The following is a 24,399-nucleotide window of genomic DNA, read 5'->3' as shown; positions in this document are numbered from 1 at the left end:
AAAACCACATTATGTTAACAAAATCACACTTTTTTAAAAAACAGGATTTATTCCATCAAAATGAAACAAGCTTTTTGTTTCCCTTGATCTCTAAGTATCAGCAGTTAGAAATGGTAAAAAATAAAGAGGATCAGTTGTTGTCTCCCTATTGAGGTTATTAGGAGTTTTTTTTAGACAAGTAGTCTATATTTTCATTTTGGAATTTCTCTTCTACTTGAAGTGTAAGTAGATTCATGCGTATCAAATCAATCGCATTCTATTTTATTGCCTTCTTTAAGATATGGGATAGTTTTTATATCCATTCAGTCCTATTTTGGCTTATTGATTTAAAACGACTTAGGCAATAGCAATACCTTTGGGGAGAATTTCGAATAGCAGATTCCCATGTGAGTCGAATTCAAAGTGAAAAACTTCTTGCTTTACTTCCTTTTGATTATCCTTCCAGGTGATAGTTTTTCGTTTTAACATTTGAAACTCATCCCTTTGTTGAGCAAAAGGCAAACCTACAAGATTATAATATTCTAATTCAGTCTGTATACTTGTTAATCCACCGGGGGAATGGAAAGAAATAATCTCGCTTACAAGAAGATGATAATTATTATATAATCGTTGTGTTTCTATCACACCATGCTCTAATATTTGTGTTTCAACAGATCCGTATCGATAAACCTTCAGCACATCATATAGATTATCTCGATTACATTGAAAATCTACTCCACTAGAGAATCCTAAAAAATTGTTTTTTGTATAAGTAAAGCACGAAACTGAACGAAGTTGATTCCTTTTTGACGTGATTATATGATGAATAGCAACAGGCAAAGCAGTATGCACATCTTGCGGAAAACGGAGGTATTCAGATTGATATTCAATCGTTTCTATGACACCAGTTGGATGTTCTATCTGTTGAAGCAATCCAGCGGTTGTATAGTCAAATTTCCATATACCTTCTGTTGTCCCTTGTTTCATCTCCATTAGATAATCATGAACTAAAGTCAATTCGAACCTGTCTTCTTCTACTGTATTTGGCAATAGGATAATAACAGGATGAAGTACATCCTCATAATCAATTTGAACTAATTTTGTCTGTTCATCTGCTATTTCAACTAAATAATTTATCTCGTTTAACGCCCATTTTACCGTTACATAATATCCTTCTTGATTCTCTATTCGCAAGGTATTTTTAATTTTCTTATTTGAAGAAGGGCTATCTAGTATTTCAATCCATCCAGTTTCATACGTAATTTTATAACAATCGGTTAATCGTTCAAATACAAAATTAGTTTGCTTACTTTGCTTGACTTCAAAAAACGCCTCATGATCCTCCATTTGATATTGCTCTCCTGTCGCTAGTTTCAATATTTTCTTTTCTTGATCATAAGTTGTGAAAGGGAAACTAAATCCAAGGCCTAATCCATACTGTTGTGTATTTCGCGTTTGATGATATAAAGTAAGATTAATAATAGGACCCTTTCCTTGATTACTGTTAATCAAAGCTATCGGAATACGCAAAGCAAATGCCCCAGTTCTAGGATCAATACCCGTATGCATTGTGCTCACCAAGTTCTGGCTTTGTGAATAAAAATGACTCATAGCAAATTTAATTTTAGTTACTCTTGGTTTAATTCTTGCAATCGAACATGAAAATTCAATCGACCATCTTCTGCTACTTGAGCCTTTAAATTGGCTTCATTACCATATTGGTCATACAGTAAAAAATACATTTCACCTCCTCCTTCATAATAGGACCACAGTAAACCTTCCCATAATTGATATACCCAAAAACAAAGGCCATCTGCCTCGTGATTTTTGGAGGTTATTACTTTATATTTACTGGAGGTATATTCAAACTTCATGGTAAATAATGCATTTTCATTTTTCACAAAAGAACTATCTGTAGAAACACTACATCCTTTATAGATTCCCACCTGTCTATAATGAAACCAATTCTTCTCAATACAAGACGCCTGGCGAGTTAGGACACCATCAAGTGGATCAAATTGAACATAGTATTTTGTCAAAATAGAATTCGGTATTCCATTAACATCCACTTCAGTAAAGATTTGGACAGCGAGATTGGATTGAGTAAACTGTCGTTTAGGAACAACTTGCACAGTTAAAAAATCCTCTTGCATTAGGTCGTTATTATTTTCAATTGCAGTGGCATATTCTATTCGTTTTATTTTTTCCATTCCATTAGTTATCGACCATTGTTTTATTTTACATCTCACACATAGTTTAAATACATTAATCACGCGATCAATGGAGAAATAAAACAAGGCTGTTGATTTCGGTTCCTTATTTCTTGTTCTTGTTTTATCTGGTAATGGATAAACATATATACTTGGAGTATCAGTATAGGTTATTCCATTCAACAGGGGGCTATTTTCTTCATCTACGAATTCAATATTTTCAAAAATTTCCTTCTCCGATATCTTAATTACATTCTTATTACGATCTTTTGCTTCAAAGCTAACCTTGATCGCAACTTGATGTCGACCATTCGCATAGAGTTGTGTAGATTTACTGTTATTCACATCACAGATTTGCAAGAAAGACAACTCATTGATATCTTCCCAATTATATAAGTTCTCACTTACTCGATCATTATTCAATACAACTGTATGTCCTTTAATTCGAGCTTCTTTAAAAATATGAGCATAGTCTTTTACTTTGGCGTGACCGTATACTTGTACATTATCATATACCTGTGCACAACCTTCAACTGAAGCATAATCATACACTTGTGCGTAAGCCGCTACAAGAGCATGCCCCGAAACGGTTGCATGTCCATAAATCTGGGCAGAGTCTTCTACTGTGGCATTATCATATACTTGTGCATAAGCCGTTACAACAGCATAATCAGAAACGATGGCATTATCATATACTTGTGCATCTGCTGTAATTTTTGCAGCTCCAAATACTTCGGCATTTCCACTCACTTTTGCATTATCTGAAATGGATGCGTCTCCATACACTTTGGCGTTGTCAGCAATCCACGCTTCACCAGATTGACTCAAATTCGTTTCATTTTGAATCCAACCTCCTTTTTTATGTGTTCGCAAACATTCGATACGCCACAGTTTATGCCCATTATAATCTATGGATTCATCAGTAATTCTATATTTATCCATTGTCCATCACTTTTATCCATTCTTTTTATTATCACCTTGATGTTCTCCTTTTTGTGACTTTCAAAATACGATTGCTTATACGGAAAGATTCTATTAACTGAAGTTATACGCTAATGTTATCAGACCATTAAATACGATAGGAATCAATAGCTAAATCGGCTTATTTTATATGCCCCATACTTAAAGAATATTATAAAACTATCAGAAATTAAATCAACATTTCCATTCATTATGTTAAAAATAATATCACAAAATCAAAACAATTAACAAAAATGAATTATTTCAAAAAAATGAATTTTATAGCAGAAAGAAAACAAGCGGTGTTGTTTTTTACTTCTCTAGGGTAGGACAAAAAAAAGAGCATTGAATCATCAATGCTCTTTTCTATTCTTATATAATTGTGTAATAAAAGTTTTACACTCGTATTAGCAACGGTTTTAAACGGTTTTAAAAAGTCCTGGATAATCTACAACTAAACCATCTTGATCGACTGTAATGGTAGCTTCAAAATCACTCCAAATATTTTTATAATGATAAGTATTGTCAGACAATTTAGTGTACTGTTGTTGTATCATTGTAAAATTTTCCTCTAAAGGATTAATATACAATACAGGAATTGTCTTTGACTCTCCGATATTGAGCTTTAATCGATTAATAGGCAATGTGTTTGTAAAAGGAGTAACTGAAATGTCAATATCTAAGCATTCTTTTAAATGAGGATATTCTTGTTCATCCAACATCCATTGTTCATTTAGTTTATGCCCGCTTAATTGATAGTAGCGATGTCCTTCTTGACAGCGAATATCAAAAAATCGGGTTTCCCAATTGGAGGTAGCTACTATTTGGTATTCCACCCCGTAGATGCGATTATTTTTATTTCCTACAAGCTCTCCTTTGCAATGATAACTGCCTTCTTTTTCAATACAGGTCAGATGCTCAACCGAAATTGTATCTATTCCTAACCACGTACGTTTTTTTTCCATATATTCAAGACTATGAGTTTTATAATTTTACACTTTGTGTTCCAATAAAGGTTGGAATAAAAGGGTCTATGGTGAAACGAGGATTGGGCTGCTCTGCTTCATCGTATGCTGTAATAGCAAAGCCAGCGCGTGTTTGTCCTCCGATTAAATCTTTCAAGCTATGACCAAACACTAAGGCTTCTCCTCTATCCATTTTTTGCTGTAATTCTTCTGGAGTTAAATCCACACGATCCGCATATGGAATGGTGAAACGCGGACGAATTAATCCTTTTTCCTTTAATTCAGCATTTCTATCTTCTACGAAAACAATAGGATTATAAAAACTACTGATGAGCTTTCCACCTACTTTTAGTACCCGATGGCATTCCTTCCAAACTTTGTTGACATCATCGACATATAAATTAGAGATAGGGTGTACAATTAAATCAAAATACGCGTCCTCAAATGAAGATAAATCACACATATCTCCTTGTACAATACGCAGATTTAAGTGATCTCGTTGCGCGACCATTTGATCTTTACTCAGCTGTTCTTCGGATAAGTCATAGACCACAACTTCTGCTCCTAAAGCTGCTAATATGGGACCTTGTTGTCCACCTGCAGAAGCGAGACACAATACTTTTTTTCCTTTTATATCGCCAATCCAATCTTTGTCTATTGGGGTTGGCAATATGTACAACTCCCATATTCCCTTTTTTGCATTTTCTACTTGTTCGCTACTAACTGGTTGTGACCAAGCTACATTAGCCTTCGCTTGATTATCCCAAGCTTTTTGATTATGTATGATAAAATCTTTCAACTTTTTTTGACGTATAAACCTCAGTTAATTCATTTCAACTGAAACTTAAAATTATCCTTTTTTCGTCTATAAATCAAATATTTTTAACATTTGCTTTTTCCTTTAAAGAAACTCCTCCTACACAAAGGCGAATACCATTCGCCCTTACAACACAAAAAAAAGAGGGTGACCGTTTAAGGCACCCTCTTTACTCTATTTTAAAAATGGATTAGGTTAACATTCCTCCATCCACGTTGATTACTTGTCCTGTAATATAAGCTGACATCTCAGAAGCCAAGAATACGCATGCATTTGCAATATCTTCTGGTTTTCCTCCGCGTTTTAATGGAATAGCATCTGTCCATCCTTTCACTACATCTTCTGCTAATTTTCCAGTCATTTCTGTTTCGATAAATCCTGGTGCAATTACGTTACAACGGATATTTCTAGATCCTAATTCTAACGCTACTGATTTAGAGAATCCAATTACCCCTGCTTTAGACGCCGCATAATTCGCTTGACCTGCATTTCCTTTTACTCCCACAACAGAGCTCATATTAATAATAGAACCTTTTCTATTTTTTAACATGGTGCGCTGTACGGCTTTTGTCATATTAAACACCGATTTCAAGTTTACTTCGATAACTGCATCAAAATCTTGTTCCGACATTCTCATTAACAAGTTATCTTTTGTAATACCTGCATTATTAATTAAAATATCAATATTACCAAAGTCTTTCAAAACTTCATCTACCAATTGTTCTGCTGCTGCATATTCAGCTGCATTTGATTGGTATCCTTTTGCTTGAACTCCTAAAGCTACTAATTCGCTTACTAATTCATCTGCTGCTTGTACAGATGAGCTATAAGTAAAAGCTACATTAGCTCCTTGCTCTGCAAACGCTATTGCTACACCTCTCCCAATTCCACGTGTAGCACCAGTAATAATTGCTATCTTTCCTTCTAATAATTTCATGTATATTCAAATTTTGTTTTGACAAAGCGCAAATATAAACATTTTGTAATTCGGTATAACTATTTTAAGTGGTTTGTACCTCTTTTCTAAAGAACACCATGTAAAATATGGTTACTACGAATAGAAAAGCGAAGTAGTATCCTTGAGAAACCAATTCAAGATACCCTAGTTTCTTATCTGTAAAGCTCAGTAAGATAAGGATTTGAGCTCCATAAGGTAGAATTCCCTGTACAATACAAGCAAAAATATCCAACACGGAAGCTACATACGGACGATTTAATTTATATTCAGTTGCAACATCATTTGCTAAATTTCCTGCAACTAAAATAGAAACGGTGTTATTTGCCATACAAACCCCAATCCCTGAAACAAGAGAGGCAATACCAAAAACAGCCCCTTTACTGGTTCGAATTCTCTTTTGCATGCTTCTCAATATCCATACAATTCCTCCCTGTTGTTCAATCATACGCGCTAAACCGCCTGTTAACATAGACAACAAGAAGATTTCTGTCATGGACGTAAATCCATCATACGTATGATTCGCTAGACCTACCAAATCAAAATCCGCTTGTACTAAACCAATAATACCCGCTGATAGAATTCCTATGAATAAAGCAACGAAGACCTGAATGCCCACCAAAGCCAATACAATCGTCAATACATAAGGAATTAACAGTACATAATTGGCGTGCTCATCTAACGTCAAAGCAACATCTACGGCATCATTTTTCATGAATACCAAAACGACAATCGTCAATAGTGCCGCTGGGATAGCGATTTTAAAATTGGCTTTGAATTTATCTTTCATCTCGCATCCCATGGTTTGGGTTGCTGTAATCGTAGTATCTGAGATAATAGAAAGGTTATCTCCAAACATAGCACCTCCTAATAGCGCACCACAAAGCAATCCCATCGAACTGCCTGTTTTTTCAGCTAAACCAACCACGATTGGTCCTAAGGCGACAATCGTTCCGACTGATGTACCGATAGAAAGAGATAAGAAACAAGAAATCACAAAAATTCCCACACCTAAATAAGCCACTGGGATATATTGTAGCCCAATGTTCACCATGGCATCAACCCCACCAATTGCTTTAGTAATGGTTGCAAAAGCACCAGCTAACAAGTAAATCAAACACATGGTGATGATTTTACTATCCCCACAACCTTCAATAAGTGCGGTTATGCGATCGTTAATTGGCGTTTTATAAAAAAGCACAAAAGCCGTGATAATCCCTAAGCTAATGGCTATAGGTGATGGCAATTGATAAAAGTTGTCTAAAGCTATTCCACTACCTAAAAAGACAGCTACAAATACAAAAAACGGAATGAGGGTGTAGAATTTATTGTCTGACATAGTTTATTTTTTTCAATTCTAAAGTCAAGTAACAACGCGTACCGAACGAAAAAAAATACTACATAAATCATACCTAAGCGCGGTATATACAACATTTTTTCCATTACTGGCTTATCGTTTGCAGCACCTTGCTTGTTGTTGCAGGTTGCTATTTTTCTACTTGTTTTTAGAAAAATTCCTGATAATTAAGCGACAAAGATAAATCCTTTATTTAAAATTGACAACAAAAAAATGGATTTTATCACTTTAATTCATTTGCACGCGCCTCTTTTATAATCCTCTTGGATTCCTTATTTTTGCACTCTTAAACTAAAAATTAAATAAGAAAATGAGAAAATTGCTGCTTTCAATTGGATTAGTCGGACTTGCTGCTACGGCATCTTTTGCACAAAAAGGACCTAAAAATGCTATTGGTTTGCGTTTTGGAGCAAATTCAGGACTAGGTACGGAGATTTCTTACCAAAGAGATTTAATGCGCAACAATCGCTTAGAGGTTAACCTTGGTTTTAGAGACAACCATAACTACAATACAGTTAAGGTTACTGGATTGTACGAATGGGTTTGGAATATCGAGGGTAATCTGAATTGGTTTGCTGGTGCTGGTGCAGCTGTAGGAACCTATGACTACAAATACCATGATCATGGATATCGATACAAAGATGATGGAACTTTTGGTCTATTAACAGGAACAGTGGGATTGGAATACAATCTAGATATTCCATTGCAAATTGCCATTGATGCACGCCCAGAATTGTATTTGAACAATTCATACCGAGATGGTTTATACCTAGACTTAGGTATTGCCGTGCGTTACAAATTCTAATGCACAGATCTTTCTCTTTTCTCTTATAACGATATAAAAATAGCGAGTAACCCTCGCTATTTTTTTTTATCTCATTTGGACAAGTAAACGCAACTATTGCTGTTTCTTCTTCGTATTACAGTTGGAACAACTCTTTATTGTTTCTCCTTTACCGTTTTACCATAACGCAACATTTCCCTGTATTTATTCTTTAAAGGAGTAGGTTCTAAGATTAACTCCTTGTCGAATTGAAATCCCATGTTCTCACACAAGGCTATACTTTTGTGATTCTCTTTTTCAACGGTATAAATGATTTCATTCGTCAGAATACTTTCTTCTATAATCGCAATCGCTTGATTGAGTAATTCTTTTCCATACCCTTTTCCTTGTTGATCTTCACGCACCCACAATCCAATTTCGGCAGTTTCTTGATTGATATCATTAAGGGTTAAACACCCAATAAACACCTCCGTTTCTCGCTCAAAAGCCATCAACACTAAACAAGTTCCCTGTTGCATTTCTGCTTGTGACTGTTGAATATAAGCTTGTACCAATACGGGATGATTTAAGGCATCTATACTCAAATACTTCCCTACTGCAGGTGTAAAATGGTTTTGCAATAAGGTCTTATCCTCCTCTTGGATTTTTCTAAACATCAATCGAGAGGTTTCCCATTCTTCATTGGCTGCAAATATTTTTCGCTCTTGCGGAGCTAACATCGCTACAATCATGCAAACCTCTTGTTTTATCCCTGTCTGAATCAAATTGTAGGTTGTCATTTGATTGAGGTCTTTCTGAGCATCTAAAAAGAGTTGCAACAAGTGAAACCAAACTTGCTTGGTTTGTTCCTCTGTTGATCTCTCTTCTGTTGGATTTTCAATCAATTGCTCTATCCAGGCTGCTGTATTCGGTATAGCAACTGAACGATAGTTATTCCAGTGTTTTCCCATCTTTTGCAGCAATACCCCGAGCAATCTTAGCTGTACTTCTCGTTCAATCAACGCCACTTCTTGGGTTATGTTTCCCAATACAATAGAAAGGATACAAGGATGAACCACAGATAACTCCTCTGCTTCTTCTACTTGTAGGAGTACATCTGACCAATTCGTTTCTCCTTGAAGCAAGGCTTGTAACAAGGTTATCAATTCGCGATCTGCTTCCGCTAAAAAAGAAAGTTTAGCAAGATTTTCTGGCGTATAGGAGGATCTTTGTTTCATGATTATTTGAGTTGTTATGCAAAAAAAGTTCAATTTTATTCTTTCGAATCAAACTGAACTTTCTTATCTCTTATTTAGAATTGAATTTATTACTTGGCTACATTAGCCTTGCGGTAATGCAACATATCCAATATTTTTTCTTCACTGATGTTGCGCTTGAAATCACTGTGGTACGCGTAACCTAATTTTTCTGCAATATTAATACTACCAGCATTGTTTCGTTCCACATTGTAAATTAAATAATCAACAGTTAAGTTATCAAAAACAAATTGCTCTAAAGCTTTCACGATTTCTTTTCCGTATCCTTTTCCATTTGCACTTTCTTTAATCCAAAGGCCAATCGAAATAGATTCATCACAAATATCGTGGATTCCACAACATCCAATAAATTCTCCTGTCTGATTATCTATCGCCAGTAAAGTAATGTCTTTTTCCTTTTCTAATTGACCTAAGCTATACGCTACAAAGCCAAAAGTATCCTCTTTTTTTTGGGTAGGGATAAAAGGTAAGAATTTAGCCACTGTTGGGGTTAACTCTCTAAAGATGTCTTCTACGTATTGGTCATTTACAATAATAAATTTCAAGCGATCACTTGAAAAAGTTAGGGTTGTATCAAATTTCATAAATTGCTGCATTGATTTAGGCTAGAAATGCTTTTTTTTCTTCGCTCTATCTATATTTCTGGCACAAAGATACGAGATAATTTAAATCAAACTCCTCTTCTTCCCTTTAAAATAGGGTGGTTTTAGAATAAAATGAATAGACTCCTCTTCTTTTTTTATTTTTTTTTCAATCATATCCATCTCATACTTAATGGAGTAAAAAAAACTGCGTTATTTTCTTCTATTTTTGACTTAAAATTATTTGCATAAAATAAAAAGTAATGGTATGTTTGCTCCAGTAAAAATGAGGGATTTCTCAGTTTTCAGGAGAGGTGCCGGAGTGGTAACGGAGCAGATTGCTAATCTGTCGACTGGTAACGGTCGCCAGGGTTCGAGTCCCTGTCTCTCCGCTTCTTCGGGGTGTAGCGTAGCCCGGTCATCGCGCCTGGTTTGGGACCAGGAGGTCGCAGGTTCGAATCCTGCCACCCCGACAACACTTACATTAGGTGTTATCAGAAACCCGCAAATTCATAGAATTTGCGGGTTTTTTGTTTTATTTCGTATCCTATTCCATTAAAAAAGCATCTCCAGCTATAGATGTTAAAACATATAAATACATACCAAATCACAATTCAAATATGTATTATTGTTATTCAAAACAGTTAACTTTAGCTAAATAATACAATTATGAATAAACCAAAATTTATTTTTTCAATACTAATTCTAGCTACTCTAGTTTCGTGTGGGGAGAATAAAAAAACAATTCAGTACTTAGGTGAAGATATTTCGGATCAAGCAAGTATATGGAGAGATGCCAAAGATAAATCGGTCAGTCTTGAAATCAAACTCAACGAGCCTTGGCAACTCTATGCGGGGCCATCGGTCGATAAAATAAACCTCGATAAACCTGTAGCTAACGACGATAAAGCTGGTGTGTACTCCATCGAATCAGACCCTACTAGACGTACTTATTACTTGCTCGTTACGCCTACCGCTCAGACCATTCTATCGGAGCGCTTGCTTCCACTGGAAGGAGCCTACAATTTTAGAGATTTAGGCGGTATCAAAACTAAAAATGGTAAACATGTGCGTTGGAATAAGGTCTTTCGTGCTGGCGACTTAGCTGGCCTCACACCCGAAGACCTCGGTTATTTGCAGCACTTACCCTTGACTACAGTCGTTGATTTCCGTACTAATGAAGAGGTTGTTAATGCTCCGGATCAGTTACCTTCCCTTACTAAATCGTATCACTATAGTATTGCTCCTGGTAATTTAGGTATAACTTCTATAAGCGATATGGTTGATTTGAATCGTGAAGAAATAAGCAAAAAGATGATCGAAATGAACGAAACACTCGTATCCGACCCAACCATCATCGACCAATATCGCAAGTATTTTGCACTTTTACAAGACGAGAAAAACACACCGCTTATGTTCCATTGTTCAGCGGGTAAGGACCGTACAGGTATGGCAGCCGCCTTATTTCTATCAGCATTAGGTGTTGATGAGGAAACCATCATGAGCAATTACTTACTATCTAACGTATACCTAGGCGATAAGTATGCAGGCTTTCTTGCTGACTATCCCACACTTGAAAGTTTGTTTGTCGTTCGTCCCGAATTCATCCAAGCAGGACTCAACCGCATCAAGGCAGACCACGGATCGATAGATCACTATCTAACCCAAGTATTAAACGTCGATTTAAAGAAAATACAAGCAATATACTTGGAGTAGTATTTTTATACAGCACTGAAAATCAAATGATATACAATAAAAATCCGTAAATAGTTACTATTTACGGATTTTTTGTTTTTAAGCGGATTTCAAAACCAAGCCTAGTTAAGCTTGGTTTTCAATTGAAATCCCCCATCGGTTCATATTTGCATATTCAAAATCTTGTTTATATCGATCGGGAATATTCCCTTCCAATAAAGATCCTACTTTTAGAGAAGGAAAAATCTCTTCATACGTCAACATATCGTTTAATGAAACACGTCTATAAATATGTGAACGTGTAATATTTTTCATATCATCCAATCCAGAAGCCCCTAATAATTCAACGAAGCTCTCCACTGTTCCTTTATGGTAATTGGACATACGTACTTTTTTATCTGCAACATCCAAGCCTATGGTCAATTTAGGATCTTGCGTAGCGATTCCCGTAGGACAACGGTTGGTGTTACACAAAAGTGCTTGGATACAACCTATGGCAATCATCATGGCACGAGCGGCATTACACGTATCTGCACCTAAAGCCATAGCACGCGCAATATGAAACGAAGAAGTTACTTTTCCAGAAGCGATAATCTTAATGTGTTTGCGAATTCCCATTCCCATTAAAATATTATGTACAAACGCCAATCCATCCAACATCGGTGCTCCAATATAGTTCGAGAACTCTTGTGGCGCAGCTCCTGTTCCACCCTCTCCACCATCTACGGTGATAAAGTCAGGATACATATCTAAATGAACCATCGCCTTACAAATAGAGATAAACTCTGCTTTGTGTCCGATACACAGTTTAAACCCAATCGGTTTCCCTTCTGATAGCGTTCGCAATTCCTTAATAAACGAAACTAATTCTAGTGGTGAATTAAAAGCCGAGTGATAAGGCGGTGAAGCCACAACCGTATGCGGTTTCACGTGTCTGATTTCTGCAATTTCCACTGTATTTTTAGATGCGGGAAGTATTCCCCCATGCCCTGGTTTAGCTCCTTGTGAGATTTTTAGCTCAATCATTTTTACGTTGGGTAATTTCGCTTTTTCCGCAAATAAAGTAGGATCAAATTTTCCATGCTCATCTCTACATCCAAAGTATCCCGTACCAATTTGCCAAATTAAGTCTCCACCACCTTTTAAATGATACGGACTTATTCCCCCTTCACCTGTATTATGGGCAAAATTCCCTAATTTTGCACCACCACTCATGGCTTCTATAGCTTGAGCACTTAGTGAACCAAAACTCATGGCTGAAATATTGAGGATACTGGCTGAATACGGCTGTTTACAGTCTTTATTACCAAACAGTACACGAGGGTTGTGATCTAGTTTATCAAAGGCTTTTGGAGCAATTGAGTGACACATCCATTCGTAACCTTCTGCATACACGTCTAATTGCGTTCCAAATGGAATTGTTTCCAATTCTTTTTTAGCACGTTGATAGATGGTTGCACGGTCGATACGACTAATCGGTTTACCATCCGTATCGGATTCAATAAAATATTGATACATTTTAGGTCGAAGTTCTTCCATCACATAGCGAAGTCGACCAAAAATTGGATAAATACGCCTCAGTGTATGTTTCTTTTGATACATATCCTGATATCCCATAATCACAAATACGAGAAGAATTACAAAAAAGATGCCCCAATTCTTATTTAAAAAGAGAGTAAGTAGAAGCATTACAATCAAAAGTAATGTTGAAAAAACGACAAATTGTTTACGCATAGGTTTAACTGGTTTTTTTAATCCTCCTTTCTATTCAGAAAATAGAAAATCCGATTTATTACTAGACTTATCCAAAAAATATAATCAATTATTTAACCATAAATTTACAGATTTAAAATAAATAATAAAATATTAATTACAGTTTGAGTCCCTATTCGTACTGATTTTAATTAAAAAGATAAATTAGAGAAGATAAAATATGAAATCGAATAAGAAAACACTTGGTATTTTGGCTGGTATGGGACCTCGTTCAACGACTCCCTTTTTGGAATTAGTCCTTGATGAATGTCAAAACCAGTATCAAGCCACATTAGATGAAGAGTTTCCTGAAATTATCATCTATTCCTTGCCTACTCCATTTTATTTAGATCGAGAAATTGATCATCGCCTAATGCAAGAAACAATTGTAAAAGGATTAGAAAAGTTAGAGAAAAATGGTGTTCATTCCATAGCTATGCCTTGTAACTCTGCTCATCTCTATATTGATGATTTACAGCGTTCCATCCCTACTAAGCTATTCAATATGGTAGAAGAAACAGTAAAAGAGTTGCCTCTCAAACAAGTCAAGGTTACGTTATTTGCTACTCCAACCACTTATCATTCTTCTATTTATCAAAAAGAAATAAAAGAAAAAGGGCATGAATTTGTTTTTGAATCCAATTGGCAAATTGAATTGAACCAAATAATATCAGGTATAAAAAAAGAGAAGGCTAACCCCCTAAATAAAGTCCTGTGGAACAAATTAATAGCAGAAGTCAAGTCAAAAGTTGAAGTAATTATCATAGCTTGCACGGAACTAAACGCCGTGATGGATGAAATTCCAAACGAAATTCACCTCATCGATTCGTCGAAGAGCTTAGCAAAAGCTTTGATACAAGACTACTTAAAATAGCATTTCTGTGCTTCATAACAATCTAACAAAAAAACAAAACCCTCTATATCAGCTATAGAGGGTCTAAAAATAAAGTAAAAAATAAACGACATGTTACTACTTGGCACCGCCACCTAAAGCTCGATACAGTTTAATCGTCGATTGCCATTTTAATAACCAATCCTTCGTCTGCTGTATTTGAGCGTTTAAATACGCTTGCTCAGAGGTTAAAACATCCGTGTAATTTGTCGAAGAGTGATAAAGCAATAGCTTCTTCGTATAGTCAACAGCCAAGCTTAATTTTTCCACTTGCAGTGCTCGTTTCTCTTCCTGTTCGTTTGCTGTTTGATAGCTGTATAAAGCATCTGACACTTCTTGCCCCGCTACGAGTAAAGCTTTCTCGAAGTGATACACTTTCTCTTGATAGTTTGCCTTTGCTATTTCTAATCTCGTTTTATTTAGCCTTTTATTGAATAATGGTTGTACAAGACCGCCAGCAATATTCGCAAAAAAACCGGTGGTGCTAAACCATTCTTTAAATTCATACGTAGAATAGCCCGTTCCTCCAGTCAAGGTCAGTGCCGGATAAAACGCTCTTCGGGCAACGTGTACTTCTTCAAAATAAGAAGCCACTTCCATTTCAGCTGCTTTTACATCTGGTCGATTGGCTAAGAGTTGAACTGGTAAACCTACTGCTATGGATTGCATCATCCTTTGGCTGTCAAAATTACCGCGTGGGATAACGGCTCCCGAACTATCGATTAAGACCTGCAAAGCATGTTCAATTGTTCTTATTTGTCTTTTGACATTGGGCAAATCAGCTTGAGCGGCATAATAGTTTGCTTCACTTTGCACCACAGCAGCTCCTGTTACTACGCTTGATTCTTTCAAGCGTTGCATTGTTTTTACATCCTCTACTCTATTTCCAATAGTTTGCTCCAATATAACTTGTTGTCGGTCTAAAGCTACCAATTGATAATAGTAATCCGCAATCTGCGAGATCAATTGTGTTTTAACCGCTTGTTGCGTTTCGTTGGTTTGCAATAACTTATAAAATGCCGCACGTTTACTACTCGCTAATTTTCCCCACACATCAACTTCCCATGACATAGTTGCAAATAGGTCATAAGCTGTTGCATTTTTCATCTGCCCAAAGCTCTGATTTTCTGACATTCTCGATTGTTTCATACCAGCGCCTACTGCTACACTAGGCAAGAAGTTGGCTTTTGCTTGTTTGAGTAAGGCAGAAGCGCTATGCATTCGCTCCAGTCCTATTTTTAGATCTAAGTTGCGCGCTAGCCCAAGTTCTAGCAGTTCTTGTAAATGAACATCTGAAAAGAAATCTTGCCACGTTATTTGGGCAATACTCGCGCTATCTAAGGGGATATCACGATATAAGGCATTCGGAACCACTTTCACTGGTTCATATGCTTTACTTGTTCCACAGGAGGTTAAAACTCCTGAGAGAAACAAAGTAAAGACTACTATAGTATGTATTTTCATTATCTTTAAAGGATTGCTTCTACTGAAGCTACATTGAAATAACCGCAGCAGAATTAGTATAATTATTGTATTGAATGCGTTGATGCATCTGCTATAAATGCTGGCTTTCCTCCTATTTTTTCTTGTAGCGATTGGAATACAATAAACAAAGCAGGGATAACCAATACTCCTATAATCGTACCAATCAACATTCCTCCTACCGCTGCTGTACCAATGGATTTATTACTCAAAGCTCCAGCCCCCGTTGCAAGCATCAAGGGAATTAATCCGAAGATAAAAGCAAAAGAAGTCATTAAAATAGGACGCAATCTGAGTTTAGCCCCTTGTATCGCTGCTTCTTGCAAAGAAAATCCTTGTAGCCTTTGTTGGAGCGCAAATTCAATAATTAAAATAGCGTTCTTCGCCAATAGACCAATGAGCATAATCAAGCTAATTTGCAGGAAAATATTGTTGTCAATCCCAAATAATTGCGCAAAGATAAAAGCACCAGCTAACCCTATCGGTAAAGAAAAGAGCACAGCCAAGGGTAAAATATAACTCTTGAATTGGGCACTTAATAAGAAATAAACAAAGACAATGGACAATACAAAAATAAGCACCGTTTGTCCACCGCTTTTACTTTCCTCTCTAGAAAGACCCGAGTAGTCAAATCCATATTCCTTCGGTAGTGTTTTGGCTGCTACTTCTTCAATTGCTTTAATCGCATCACCCGAGCTATAACCTGCATTTGCTGCTCCATTTACCATGGCTGAATTAAATAAATTAAAGCGAGTTAAAAATTCAGGACTGTATACTTTAGTTAGGTGAATAAAGGTAGAGATAGGCGTCATTACGCCTTCACTATTTTTAACGTACAGTCGATTTAGTGCTTCTTTATTCTCTCTGAAGTTTGGAGAAGCTTGAATCATAACTTTGTATTGCTTGCCAAAGCGATTGAAGTTTGTTGCGTAAATTCCGCCTAAATACCCCTGTAACGTCGTTAATACTTCAGTAACACTAACTCCTGCTTGTTTGGCTTTCACCGCGTCCACTGACACTTCATACTGAGGAAAATTAGTATTAAATGAAGTGGTTGCGTACATAATTTCAGGTCTATCATTTAATTCTTTCAGAAAAGTAGCAATAGCTTGCTCAAATTCTTTGTAATCTCCACCTATTTTATCCTGCATTTGCAATTCAAAACCGGAATTATTACCAAACCCTTGTAAAGTAGGAGCTGCAAAGAAAACGATTTGCGCATCTTTAATATGCGCCGTTTTAGCAAAGAGTTCTTGTACAATACTTTCAGCGTCTTCTCCTTTTTCTGTTCGTTCATTCCAATGTTTCAGCTTAATAAATTCACCGGCATAAGAACTTCCTATACCACTAAAGAAATCTCCTCCAACCCAACGGGCACGTAATTCAAGCTTAGGAATTGTAGAGACAATACTATCTACTTCCATGGCAATGCGTTCAGATTCTTCTAAAGAAGTTGAAGGAGCCATAATCATATTTCCATAAATAAACCCACTATCTTCATTGGGTACAAATCCTGTTGGAGTCGTTTGATTTAAATAGATAAATAATCCTCCAAAACCAATAACCGCTGCGAGAACCAGCCACAATCGTTTATTCAGCAATTTCAAAACACCAACATAGCGCATGGTCATTCGATCAAAACTGCTATTGAAGGCCGATTTAAAACGAGGAATAAAACCTTGTTTCTGTTGATGGGTACCTGATTCTGGTTTCAATAAAATGGCGCATAAAGCAGGACTTAATGTCAAGGCATTCACCGCTGAAATTAGAATCGCTACGGCAAGTGTAATTCCAAACTCTTTATAAAAGACACCTACTGTTCCTTCGATAAACGTAACAGGAACAAATACAGCTGACATGACCAATGTAATGGAGATGATTGCGGTCGTTAATTCGTTCATTGCACTAATCGTCGCTTTTTTAGCTGTTTCAGCTCCTTCATAGAGCTTCGCATGCACCGCTTCGACCACAATGATGGCATCATCGACCACAATACCAATGGAAAGAATGAGGGCAAACAACGTCAATAAGTTAATCGTAAAGCCGAATAAATTCAAGAAGAAAAACGTTCCGATGATGGCTACAGGTACAGCTATCGCAGGAATTAGCGTTGAACGCCAATCTTGTAAGAATACCAATACCACAATAAAAACAAGGACAAAAGCTTCAATCAGCGTATAAATCAGCTTGTCAATGGAAGCTAGTAAGAAATCGTTTGAATTGGTATAGACCACAAACTTCACTCCTTGTGGTAGTACTTTTTCTGCATCTTTTAGTATTTGCTCACATTGTTTAATAATATCATAAGCATTTGAACCTGCGGTTTGATTCACGGAAACATAAGTTCCAGCATAACCATAAGCCGTTTGTAAGGTTTCATAAGCAAAAGCCCCTAAATCGATTTCTGCGATATCTCTTAAATACAAGACTTTTCCTTGTCCTGTTGCTCGAATAACGATAGCGCCAAATTCCTCTGGCGTTTCCAATCTTCCTGTGTACTTTAACGTATATTGAAAACTTTGTTTGCTATTTTCTCCTATTTTCCCTGGTGCTGCTTCTACGTTTTGCTCATTTAAAGCCTGAATTACATCTGTTGGAGTCAAACCATAGGCTGCCATTAGGTTTGGTTTTAACCAAATACGCATGCTATATTCACCTTTTCCATTATTTACAGCTTCACCAACGCCATGGACTCTTTTGAGTTGGGGAATCAAATTAATACGAGTATAGTTCTCCAAAAAAATCTCATCAAACTCTGGTGCTTCGCTATATACCATGAAGCTAAACACTTCACTTGCCAACCGCTTGGTTGTAGTAACCCCTTGTTTGATCACTTCTTCTGGCAATTGACTCATGGCTTGACTTACCCTATTCTGCACATTGACTGCTGCCATATCGGGATCTGCACCTTGATTAAAGGTAATGGTAATCTCCGCAGAACCATTATTGCTCGCTTTGGAACTGATATAAGCCATTTCTTCTACCCCATTGATTTGTTCTTCAATTGGGATAATAACACTTTTCATCACTGCCTGGGCATTGGCTCCTTGGTAATTAGCCGTAACTTTTACCGTAGGTGGAGCAATATCAGGATACTGCGTCATAGGTAAACGCATGAGCCCCAAGATTCCTAGTATAACAATAATAATAGAGATGACTGTAGATAGTACAGGATTCTCAATAAATTTCTTTAACATAATCTTGCTCCTTCTTATAATTTAATTTGTACCCCATCTTTAAGGCCTCCTATTCCAGCCGTCACTATTTTTTCTCCTCGTTGCACCCCAGAAGTTAGGATGTAAAATTCACTCGAAGGGGTGCGTTCCATCACCTTAATCTCTCTACTTTTCACTCTTCCATCCTCTCCTACAACATAAACAAAACGCTTTCCTTGTAAATCGTAAGTCGCTCTTTGCGGAACTAAGAGGGCTTCTCCCACTTCTTCATAAACGCGTACTGTTGCGCTATTTCCACTACGCAACACTCCTTCCTGATTATCAAATAATGCTCTAAAATTGATACTGCCCGTTAGGGGGTCTAGTTGTCCACTGACGGTATTAACCTTTCCTCTTTTAGGATAAACTTGTCCATTTGCCAATATCAGTTGAACTTCAGGTAGAAGTGCAATTCGTTCTTTAACACTAGGCGCTTGATTCTCTTGCAGAAAATCAAAAAACTGTTTCTCATTCATGGATAAATAGGCATAAATCGCTGAAATATCAGAAATAACTGTTAGCGGTTCAATGGAATTACTCCCCACTAAAGCGCCTTCTTTGTAAGGGATTAGTCCAATTATACCATCAAATGGCGCTACAATCTGGGTATAGCCAACATTGGCTCCAGCACTACTTACATTGGCTTGAGCTTGCATAACCAAAGCTTCTTTTGTTTTTTCAGTATATTGAGCAGCTTCTAATTCATAAGCACTAACAATATTTTGCTCTACTAATGGTTTGGCTTTAGCCACTCTCATTCGCGCTTCATTTAACTCTGCTTCTGCACGGTTTAAATTGGCTATCGCCGCAGCATTCTCTTCTTTATATTGAGGAGCATAAATGCGAAACAAGAGTTGCCCTTTTTTAACTTCCTGCCCTTCATCTACCAAAATTTGTTCTATAAAACCATCAATTTTTGGCCTTAACTCTACTTCTTTAATCCCTTGAAGCGTAACAGGATAATCATTAAATAGTGTCGTCTTCTCTATCTGAAGCACTTCAACAGGGTATTCTTCTACTGTTTCTTGCTGTTGAACTTCTTGTTTTGTTTGACAAGCCAACAGCATAGCCAAGGTTGACAAGGCTACTATTCTCTTTGTTTTAATCATTTGTAAATTTTTAAGTGATATGCAATTAATCCTGCGTATAAGATTTACGCTAATTATTAATTTCACACTACAAAATTAGAGGGCTAAGGAAAGAACAGAGGTAAACATTATGCTGTATAAACCTCACAAAACAAAGCTTATTTGATAAAAAAAGTTAAATTCTTTATTGTCCAATTCTCCTTGCGTCTTTTAGGATTAAAACTAAAACAGCCCTATTTAATATGCATTAAATAAGGCTGTTTTTCTATTTGATTCAATAAGAAGCGTCCTTTAATTCTTTATGCTTAGCTCCCCATGTTTCCAATGATCTCCAAATCGGAATTAAATCTTTCGAAACATCCGATAATTCATAATCTACTCGAGGTGGAACTTCAGGATATACGGTTCTAATAATTAATCCATCTTGTTCAAGTTCTCTTAGCTTTAGCGTCAGCATTCGCTCTGTGATCTCTCCTATTTTATCGCGCAATTCACTATAACGCATTGTTCCCTTCTCCAAACTACACAAGATGATTAATTTCCAACGTCCTTCGAGTAAATGGATGGAATACGCTAAATCACACTCTATTATATACTTTTGATTCAAACTATTGGTTGAATTTTCCTTTCTTTTTCCCATAACATACAAAATTGTTCGTACCATACATTTAAATGCACAGCGTGCAAAAATAGAGCTTTCAAAGTAGTTTTGCTCCCAACTTTTATATAAACAAAATGAAAAAATACGCCATCATCGGAGCCATTGGGCTTCTAGCTATTATAACAACCGAATTTGGGATTGTCGGAATCCTACCACAAATTGCTACACATTATGCTATTACCATTGATCAAGCAGGTGTTCTACTTAGCGGATTTGCTTTAATTATTGCTTTAGCAGGGCCTGTACTAACTTTATTTACCGCTGGTTTTAATAAAAAGACGCTCATGTTAACGTCAATCTTTATCTTTTTGCTTACAGCTGTGGTCTCTGCCTTTGCTCCTCCTTTTTGGTTGCTTCTTGTTGTGCGGTTATTACCTGCTTTTTTACAACCTGTATTTATTGCGACGGCTTTATCCGTTTCGATTTCTCAAGCCCAAAAAGAAGATCACAATAAATTAATGAGTATTGTATTTAGTGGTATCACCTTAGCCATGATTACGACCATTCCCCTAGCTACCTATATGGCTAGTATCTTTACTTGGACCTACTCTTTTATGATTCAAGCCATAGTCAGTATTATTGCATTACTTCTGATTGTATTTGGCATGCCTTCATTACCCGTACAAGTAAAGCAAACAAGAGGCAGTCAGATTAGTATACTCAAAAAACCGACCTTCATCCTAAGTGCTCTCATGAATTTCTTTATGATTTCGGCGTGGTTTTCCACGTATAGCTATTTTACGGCTTACCTCAATCAGGCCAAGAATATGGATGATACGATGGTTAGTTATATGCTTCTCTTATTCGGATTAGTGGGATTGTTTTCCAATTTCATTGCAGGTAAACTCTTGAGTAGAAGCGTGACAAAAACGACGTTGCTATTTTTAACAGGCACACTTGTTGTTCCTTTTCTCTTATATTTTTCCGATACCCACTTTTGGTTAACGGTATTCGTTTTAATCCTTTGGGCCTTTGCTTATTCACCAAGCTTTTTAAATGCCTCCACCTATATGATTTCAACTGCTCCAGATTCACTGGAATTTGTCAATAGCCTAGCCACTTCTTTTGGAAATTTAGGCGTGGCGATGGGAACAACTTGTGGTGGTTTAGTCATCGCTTATTTTGGTGTTGAACATACAATTTGGCTCACCGTACTCTTTGGTTTTTTGGCTATGCTAATGATCTATATCCGCCAAAAAATAGAACAGAAAACCAATACCTGTGTTGCTTCGTGCCTTCAATAAACACGAAGAGCAACCCTAGAACAGGCTTACTTATCGTTTCGATGCATCCAATTAAAATTTTAAAACAATGATACAAACACAACCTGGTATTGAACTAACAGTAGAATTCACTTTAAAACCAAATGTACTAAAAGCCTTTGAGGCCATTTTACTTCCGCATTTAGAGCGAGTAGCAGCAGAAGAAACCTGTATTACTCTGATTGCAAATCGAGATCCTCAAAATGAAACACGGTATATGCTGTATGAACGATGGGAAAATCAAGAAGAATTCACAACAGTACAAATGAAAAGATCCTACCGAATTCCCTATGAGGAACAAATTAAACCTTTTGAAGCCGCTCCGCGCAAGGTTAGTATCTGGAAAGCTACTTTCGTACAAACGAAATAAAATATGGATTGTATAGCAATAATGTGATTAACCACCTATTTTACTACAGTTTGTCCTTAGTATAAACGAAAGTATTCTTTTACTTTTACTTCCGTTTTATTCGTATAACTATCATTTTAAAAGCCTTGAAATAATCAATACATACTCGTATATTTTCAAGGCTTTTTACTTTGCGTTCTCTTTTCAAGGATTAATGGAACCATTCTCTCCTTTTTCATAATTACTTAGCTCAATTAGATTTCCATCGGGGTCTCGAAAATAAATAGATTGAATTTTACCCAAAGCTCCTGTTCTCTCGACAATTCCTTCGATAATTTCAATCTTTTTTAGTTCTAATTCCGCTACTATATCTTCCATTTTATCTGCTACAATAAAACACAAATCCAAAGCTGCTACTGTTGGATAAAGTGCTTTAGGCTCAAATTCTTTCCCTTTTTGATGTAAGTTTATCTTCTGGTTCCCAAACTTCAGTGCTTTTCTGTTTTCTCCAAAAACGATTAGTTCCATACCCATGATCTCAGTATAAAACGCTACGGTTCTATCTATGTCCAAAACAGTCATAACAAAATGATCTAAATGCTTTACTTTCATAACTTCTCTAATTTAATTAAACGGTTAGGGTAATGTAGAGTGGTACATCAAATTACAATGACAATATCCACTCTTGGTGGAAGTTTAGATTAGCTTACTATCTCATCCTCTTTCCTATCGATATAAGTAATAAAGTTACGGATAAATTGATCCAATATCTGTTTGGTATTCTCTTCAATTTCACCCGTTTCCTTATTTATTTTCCCCTTTGCTCCAGCAATAAGCAAACTCGTCTCTGTCGTAAATTTAGCATCAAGCGTTCGCGTAATTAACTCCAATTCTTCATGTCCTTTTACGCCATTTGCTGCAGCTGTAATTAAACCTATCGGTTTATTGGTAAAAACAGTAGTTGAAACACACCATTCAAATGCGTTTTTCAGTCCGCTGGGAATACTAAAAATATACTCCGGTGTTAAAATTAGAATTCCATCCGCCTCCTGAATTAGCGTTCTAAACTCCAGGATGGCTTTGGGTGTATGTTCACTAGATAATTCAGGTACAAAATGAGGCAACTGCGTAAGTTCATCATAAAAAGTAACCTTAAAACGAGTTGCTATTTTCTCTTTCATATAGGTTGCAAATACATGATTGGCAGACGCATGTCCTGCACTCCCCTTAATAATGACAATATGTTTCATTGGTATTTTACTTTATGCTTTTAATCCTTTCTAATATAAGACTATCCCCCTAATTCTCCCTCCTACATCTTGGAGATTTTAGGCTACTATTCACAGCACTCATTACGTAGATCTAACACGAGTTAAAAAATGAAGCATTCCTTCTACAAAGAGATTATTTGGAACATTAAACGCATCATGCCCAATAAATGGAACAATAAAAAGACTTGAATTAGTTATCTGTTGTGCTAATTTCAACGCACTTTCCGGAAGTAAAGCAGTGTCTTTTTCACCGCACACAATTAAAACAGGGCATTTTAGTTGTTTGGCAAGATCAAGAGGGAGATTTTCATTACTTCCATCACGCCACATCGCCACAACTAATTGAGCAACAAGCGTAAAATTCTGATCTGGATTCACGTCTTGATACAGGTTGTAGAACGCAGGAAAAAGAGCCTGACATTGAGCTGGGGTTAAATGATCTGTACCTTGTGTATCTTGATAACACCAGGTTCCTCCAATACTGATTAACCAATCCATTTTAATTTTTTGGCTATTTCCTAGATGATATCCCACCGTACCTCCATCGCTAAAACCAATAAAACCCGCATGCTCAATTCCGAGTTTGACTAAGATACGTTCCACATCATCCATTAGTAAGGGATACGTAAGACGATCTATAGTACCCAAGGAAGAACGTCCTTGCCCTCTAAAATCAATACCAATCAATTGATAATGCAGCGACAAATAGGGCGTAAAAGTATTAAAGTCACTAACTGTTGCAAGGCCTCCTGGCAAAAGGACAATACAAGGAGCGCCTTTTTTACCAATAACTTCGTAATATAGTTCTGCTTGGTGGAGGCCTAAAATGACCTCCCCTCCGTTAGATGTAAAGGTTCTTTGAATCATA

Annotated in this window: 21 protein-coding genes, 2 tRNA genes and 1 riboswitch; of the genes, 7 read left to right on the top strand and 16 right to left on the bottom strand. The window is 36.6% G+C overall.

Features of this window, described 5'->3' with window-relative positions; translation table 11 throughout:
• Positions 1–336: 336 nt before the first annotated feature.
• The 6 genes from ACUTSE_RS16500 to ACUTSE_RS16475 all read right to left on the bottom strand — a co-directional run bounded on the left by ACUTSE_RS16500 (position 337) and on the right by ACUTSE_RS16475 (position 7,225).
• Positions 337–1,590, bottom strand: coding sequence for a type IV secretion protein Rhs (locus ACUTSE_RS16500; protein WP_445641026.1), 1,254 nt, complete (start codon positions 1,588–1,590; stop codon positions 337–339).
• 17 nt (positions 1,591–1,607) lie between these two features.
• Positions 1,608–3,131: a transferase gene (locus ACUTSE_RS16495; protein WP_445641025.1), complete on the bottom strand. Its 1,524-nt coding sequence runs from the start codon at positions 3,129–3,131 to the stop codon at positions 1,608–1,610.
• Between the two features lie 437 nt (positions 3,132–3,568).
• Positions 3,569–4,114: a putative glycolipid-binding domain-containing protein gene (locus tag ACUTSE_RS16490; protein ID WP_115090248.1), complete on the bottom strand. Its 546-nt coding sequence runs from the start codon at positions 4,112–4,114 to the stop codon at positions 3,569–3,571.
• A gap of 19 nt (positions 4,115–4,133) precedes the next feature.
• Positions 4,134–4,913, bottom strand: a complete 780-nt coding sequence (locus tag ACUTSE_RS16485; protein ID WP_445641024.1) for a class I SAM-dependent methyltransferase — start codon at positions 4,911–4,913, stop codon at positions 4,134–4,136.
• 208 nt (positions 4,914–5,121) lie between these two features.
• Positions 5,122–5,868 carry a 3-oxoacyl-[acyl-carrier-protein] reductase gene (gene fabG / locus ACUTSE_RS16480; protein WP_002992235.1) on the bottom strand — a complete coding sequence of 249 codons (747 nt, stop codon included), beginning with the start codon at positions 5,866–5,868 and terminating at the stop codon, positions 5,122–5,124.
• A 64-nt stretch (positions 5,869–5,932) separates the two neighbouring features.
• Positions 5,933–7,225, bottom strand: coding sequence for a Na+/H+ antiporter NhaC family protein (locus ACUTSE_RS16475; RefSeq protein ID WP_445641023.1), 1,293 nt, complete (start codon positions 7,223–7,225; stop codon positions 5,933–5,935).
• 84 nt (positions 7,226–7,309) lie between these two features.
• Positions 7,310–7,415, bottom strand: a riboswitch (SAM-I-IV-variant riboswitch).
• Positions 7,416–7,553: 138 nt separating this feature from the next.
• Here ACUTSE_RS16475 and ACUTSE_RS16470 point away from each other — a divergent pair.
• Entirely contained in the window at positions 7,554–8,048 is a 495-nt protein-coding gene (locus tag ACUTSE_RS16470; RefSeq protein WP_353102705.1) for a hypothetical protein, read from the top strand.
• A 134-nt stretch (positions 8,049–8,182) separates the two neighbouring features.
• On the opposite strand, the gene ACUTSE_RS16465 is transcribed toward ACUTSE_RS16470, so the two are convergent.
• Positions 8,183–9,244 carry a GNAT family N-acetyltransferase gene (locus tag ACUTSE_RS16465; protein ID WP_445641022.1) on the bottom strand — a complete coding sequence of 354 codons (1,062 nt, stop codon included), beginning with the start codon at positions 9,242–9,244 and terminating at the stop codon, positions 8,183–8,185.
• Between the two features lie 89 nt (positions 9,245–9,333).
• Positions 9,334–9,867, bottom strand: a complete 534-nt coding sequence (locus tag ACUTSE_RS16460) for a GNAT family N-acetyltransferase (RefSeq protein WP_445641021.1) — start codon at positions 9,865–9,867, stop codon at positions 9,334–9,336.
• 305 nt (positions 9,868–10,172) lie between these two features.
• On the opposite strand from ACUTSE_RS16460, the gene ACUTSE_RS16455 reads away from it, so the two are divergent.
• From ACUTSE_RS16455 to ACUTSE_RS16445, 3 genes are all read left to right on the top strand, one after another.
• A tRNA-Ser gene (locus tag ACUTSE_RS16455) sits at positions 10,173–10,256 on the top strand.
• Between the two features lie 6 nt (positions 10,257–10,262).
• Positions 10,263–10,337 (top strand) — tRNA-Pro (locus tag ACUTSE_RS16450).
• Positions 10,338–10,533: 196 nt separating this feature from the next.
• Positions 10,534–11,580: a tyrosine-protein phosphatase gene (locus tag ACUTSE_RS16445; RefSeq protein ID WP_445641020.1), complete on the top strand. Its 1,047-nt coding sequence runs from the start codon at positions 10,534–10,536 to the stop codon at positions 11,578–11,580.
• Positions 11,581–11,685: 105 nt separating this feature from the next.
• Here ACUTSE_RS16445 and ACUTSE_RS16440 read toward each other — a convergent pair whose 3' ends face one another.
• Positions 11,686–13,293 (bottom strand): FMN-binding glutamate synthase family protein, encoded by a 1,608-nt coding sequence (locus ACUTSE_RS16440; protein ID WP_445641019.1) that lies wholly within the window; start codon positions 13,291–13,293, stop codon positions 11,686–11,688.
• A gap of 199 nt (positions 13,294–13,492) precedes the next feature.
• Here ACUTSE_RS16440 and ACUTSE_RS16435 point away from each other — a divergent pair, with 199 nt between their 5' ends.
• Complete coding sequence (locus ACUTSE_RS16435; protein ID WP_445641018.1) at positions 13,493–14,185, top strand: aspartate/glutamate racemase family protein; 693 nt, start codon at positions 13,493–13,495, stop codon at positions 14,183–14,185.
• 96 nt (positions 14,186–14,281) lie between these two features.
• Here the strand turns inward: ACUTSE_RS16435 and ACUTSE_RS16430 are convergent, their stop codons facing one another.
• The 4 genes from ACUTSE_RS16430 to ACUTSE_RS16415 all read right to left on the bottom strand — a co-directional run bounded on the left by ACUTSE_RS16430 (position 14,282) and on the right by ACUTSE_RS16415 (position 20,628).
• Positions 14,282–15,667, bottom strand: coding sequence for a TolC family protein (locus tag ACUTSE_RS16430; RefSeq protein WP_445641017.1), 1,386 nt, complete (start codon positions 15,665–15,667; stop codon positions 14,282–14,284).
• A gap of 62 nt (positions 15,668–15,729) precedes the next feature.
• Positions 15,730–18,882, bottom strand: a complete 3,153-nt coding sequence (locus ACUTSE_RS16425; protein WP_445641016.1) for an efflux RND transporter permease subunit — start codon at positions 18,880–18,882, stop codon at positions 15,730–15,732.
• A 14-nt stretch (positions 18,883–18,896) separates the two neighbouring features.
• Positions 18,897–20,009, bottom strand: a complete 1,113-nt coding sequence (locus ACUTSE_RS16420; protein ID WP_445641015.1) for an efflux RND transporter periplasmic adaptor subunit — start codon at positions 20,007–20,009, stop codon at positions 18,897–18,899.
• A gap of 253 nt (positions 20,010–20,262) precedes the next feature.
• Complete coding sequence (locus ACUTSE_RS16415; RefSeq protein ID WP_172462242.1) at positions 20,263–20,628, bottom strand: winged helix-turn-helix transcriptional regulator; 366 nt, start codon at positions 20,626–20,628, stop codon at positions 20,263–20,265.
• A gap of 95 nt (positions 20,629–20,723) precedes the next feature.
• Between ACUTSE_RS16415 and ACUTSE_RS16410 the strand changes: the two genes are divergently transcribed.
• Positions 20,724–21,893, top strand: coding sequence for an MFS transporter (locus ACUTSE_RS16410; RefSeq protein ID WP_445641014.1), 1,170 nt, complete (start codon positions 20,724–20,726; stop codon positions 21,891–21,893).
• Between the two features lie 67 nt (positions 21,894–21,960).
• Positions 21,961–22,281 carry a putative quinol monooxygenase gene (locus ACUTSE_RS16405; protein ID WP_002992005.1) on the top strand — a complete coding sequence of 107 codons (321 nt, stop codon included), beginning with the start codon at positions 21,961–21,963 and terminating at the stop codon, positions 22,279–22,281.
• 183 nt (positions 22,282–22,464) lie between these two features.
• On the opposite strand, the gene ACUTSE_RS16400 is transcribed toward ACUTSE_RS16405, so the two are convergent.
• The 3 genes from ACUTSE_RS16400 to ACUTSE_RS16390 all read right to left on the bottom strand — a co-directional run bounded on the left by ACUTSE_RS16400 (position 22,465) and on the right by ACUTSE_RS16390 (position 24,398).
• The gene (locus ACUTSE_RS16400) at positions 22,465–22,872 is read right to left on the bottom strand and encodes a VOC family protein (RefSeq protein WP_445641013.1); all 408 of its coding nucleotides are present in this window, start codon (positions 22,870–22,872) and stop codon (positions 22,465–22,467) included.
• Between the two features lie 89 nt (positions 22,873–22,961).
• Entirely contained in the window at positions 22,962–23,510 is a 549-nt protein-coding gene (locus ACUTSE_RS16395; RefSeq protein WP_445641012.1) for an NADPH-dependent FMN reductase, read from the bottom strand.
• 102 nt (positions 23,511–23,612) lie between these two features.
• Positions 23,613–24,398, bottom strand: a complete 786-nt coding sequence (locus ACUTSE_RS16390; RefSeq protein ID WP_445641011.1) for an alpha/beta fold hydrolase — start codon at positions 24,396–24,398, stop codon at positions 23,613–23,615.
• Between the last annotated feature and the right edge of the window lies 1 nt (position 24,399).

The sequence above is a fragment of the Myroides sp. TSA_177.3 genome, assembly GCF_052691955.1.
The sequence above is the reverse complement of the archived record's forward strand: the minus strand, read 5'-3'. Positions and strand labels throughout refer to the sequence as shown.

Coding starts and splice junctions, on each gene's coding strand:
- ACUTSE_RS16405 (WP_002992005.1), top strand. CDS start 21,961: ATGATACAAACACAACCTGGTATTGAACTAACAGTAGAATTCACTTTA.
- ACUTSE_RS16430 (WP_445641017.1), bottom strand. CDS start 15,667: ATGAAAATACATACTATAGTAGTCTTTACTTTGTTTCTCTCAGGAGTT.
- ACUTSE_RS16475 (WP_445641023.1), bottom strand. CDS start 7,225: ATGTCAGACAATAAATTCTACACCCTCATTCCGTTTTTTGTATTTGTA.
- ACUTSE_RS16465 (WP_445641022.1), bottom strand. CDS start 9,244: ATGAAACAAAGATCCTCCTATACGCCAGAAAATCTTGCTAAACTTTCT.
- ACUTSE_RS16495 (WP_445641025.1), bottom strand. CDS start 3,131: ATGGATAAATATAGAATTACTGATGAATCCATAGATTATAATGGGCAT.
- ACUTSE_RS16410 (WP_445641014.1), top strand. CDS start 20,724: ATGAAAAAATACGCCATCATCGGAGCCATTGGGCTTCTAGCTATTATA.
- ACUTSE_RS16490 (WP_115090248.1), bottom strand. CDS start 4,114: ATGGAAAAAAAACGTACGTGGTTAGGAATAGATACAATTTCGGTTGAG.
- ACUTSE_RS16415 (WP_172462242.1), bottom strand. CDS start 20,628: ATGGGAAAAAGAAAGGAAAATTCAACCAATAGTTTGAATCAAAAGTAT.
- ACUTSE_RS16395 (WP_445641012.1), bottom strand. CDS start 23,510: ATGAAACATATTGTCATTATTAAGGGGAGTGCAGGACATGCGTCTGCC.
- ACUTSE_RS16400 (WP_445641013.1), bottom strand. CDS start 22,872: ATGAAAGTAAAGCATTTAGATCATTTTGTTATGACTGTTTTGGACATA.
- fabG (WP_002992235.1), bottom strand. CDS start 5,868: ATGAAATTATTAGAAGGAAAGATAGCAATTATTACTGGTGCTACACGT.
- ACUTSE_RS16500 (WP_445641026.1), bottom strand. CDS start 1,590: ATGAGTCATTTTTATTCACAAAGCCAGAACTTGGTGAGCACAATGCAT.
- ACUTSE_RS16425 (WP_445641016.1), bottom strand. CDS start 18,882: ATGTTAAAGAAATTTATTGAGAATCCTGTACTATCTACAGTCATCTCT.
- ACUTSE_RS16420 (WP_445641015.1), bottom strand. CDS start 20,009: ATGATTAAAACAAAGAGAATAGTAGCCTTGTCAACCTTGGCTATGCTG.
- ACUTSE_RS16435 (WP_445641018.1), top strand. CDS start 13,493: ATGAAATCGAATAAGAAAACACTTGGTATTTTGGCTGGTATGGGACCT.
- ACUTSE_RS16445 (WP_445641020.1), top strand. CDS start 10,534: ATGAATAAACCAAAATTTATTTTTTCAATACTAATTCTAGCTACTCTA.
- ACUTSE_RS16390 (WP_445641011.1), bottom strand. CDS start 24,398: ATGATTCAAAGAACCTTTACATCTAACGGAGGGGAGGTCATTTTAGGC.
- ACUTSE_RS16470 (WP_353102705.1), top strand. CDS start 7,554: ATGAGAAAATTGCTGCTTTCAATTGGATTAGTCGGACTTGCTGCTACG.
- ACUTSE_RS16460 (WP_445641021.1), bottom strand. CDS start 9,867: ATGAAATTTGATACAACCCTAACTTTTTCAAGTGATCGCTTGAAATTT.
- ACUTSE_RS16440 (WP_445641019.1), bottom strand. CDS start 13,293: ATGCGTAAACAATTTGTCGTTTTTTCAACATTACTTTTGATTGTAATG.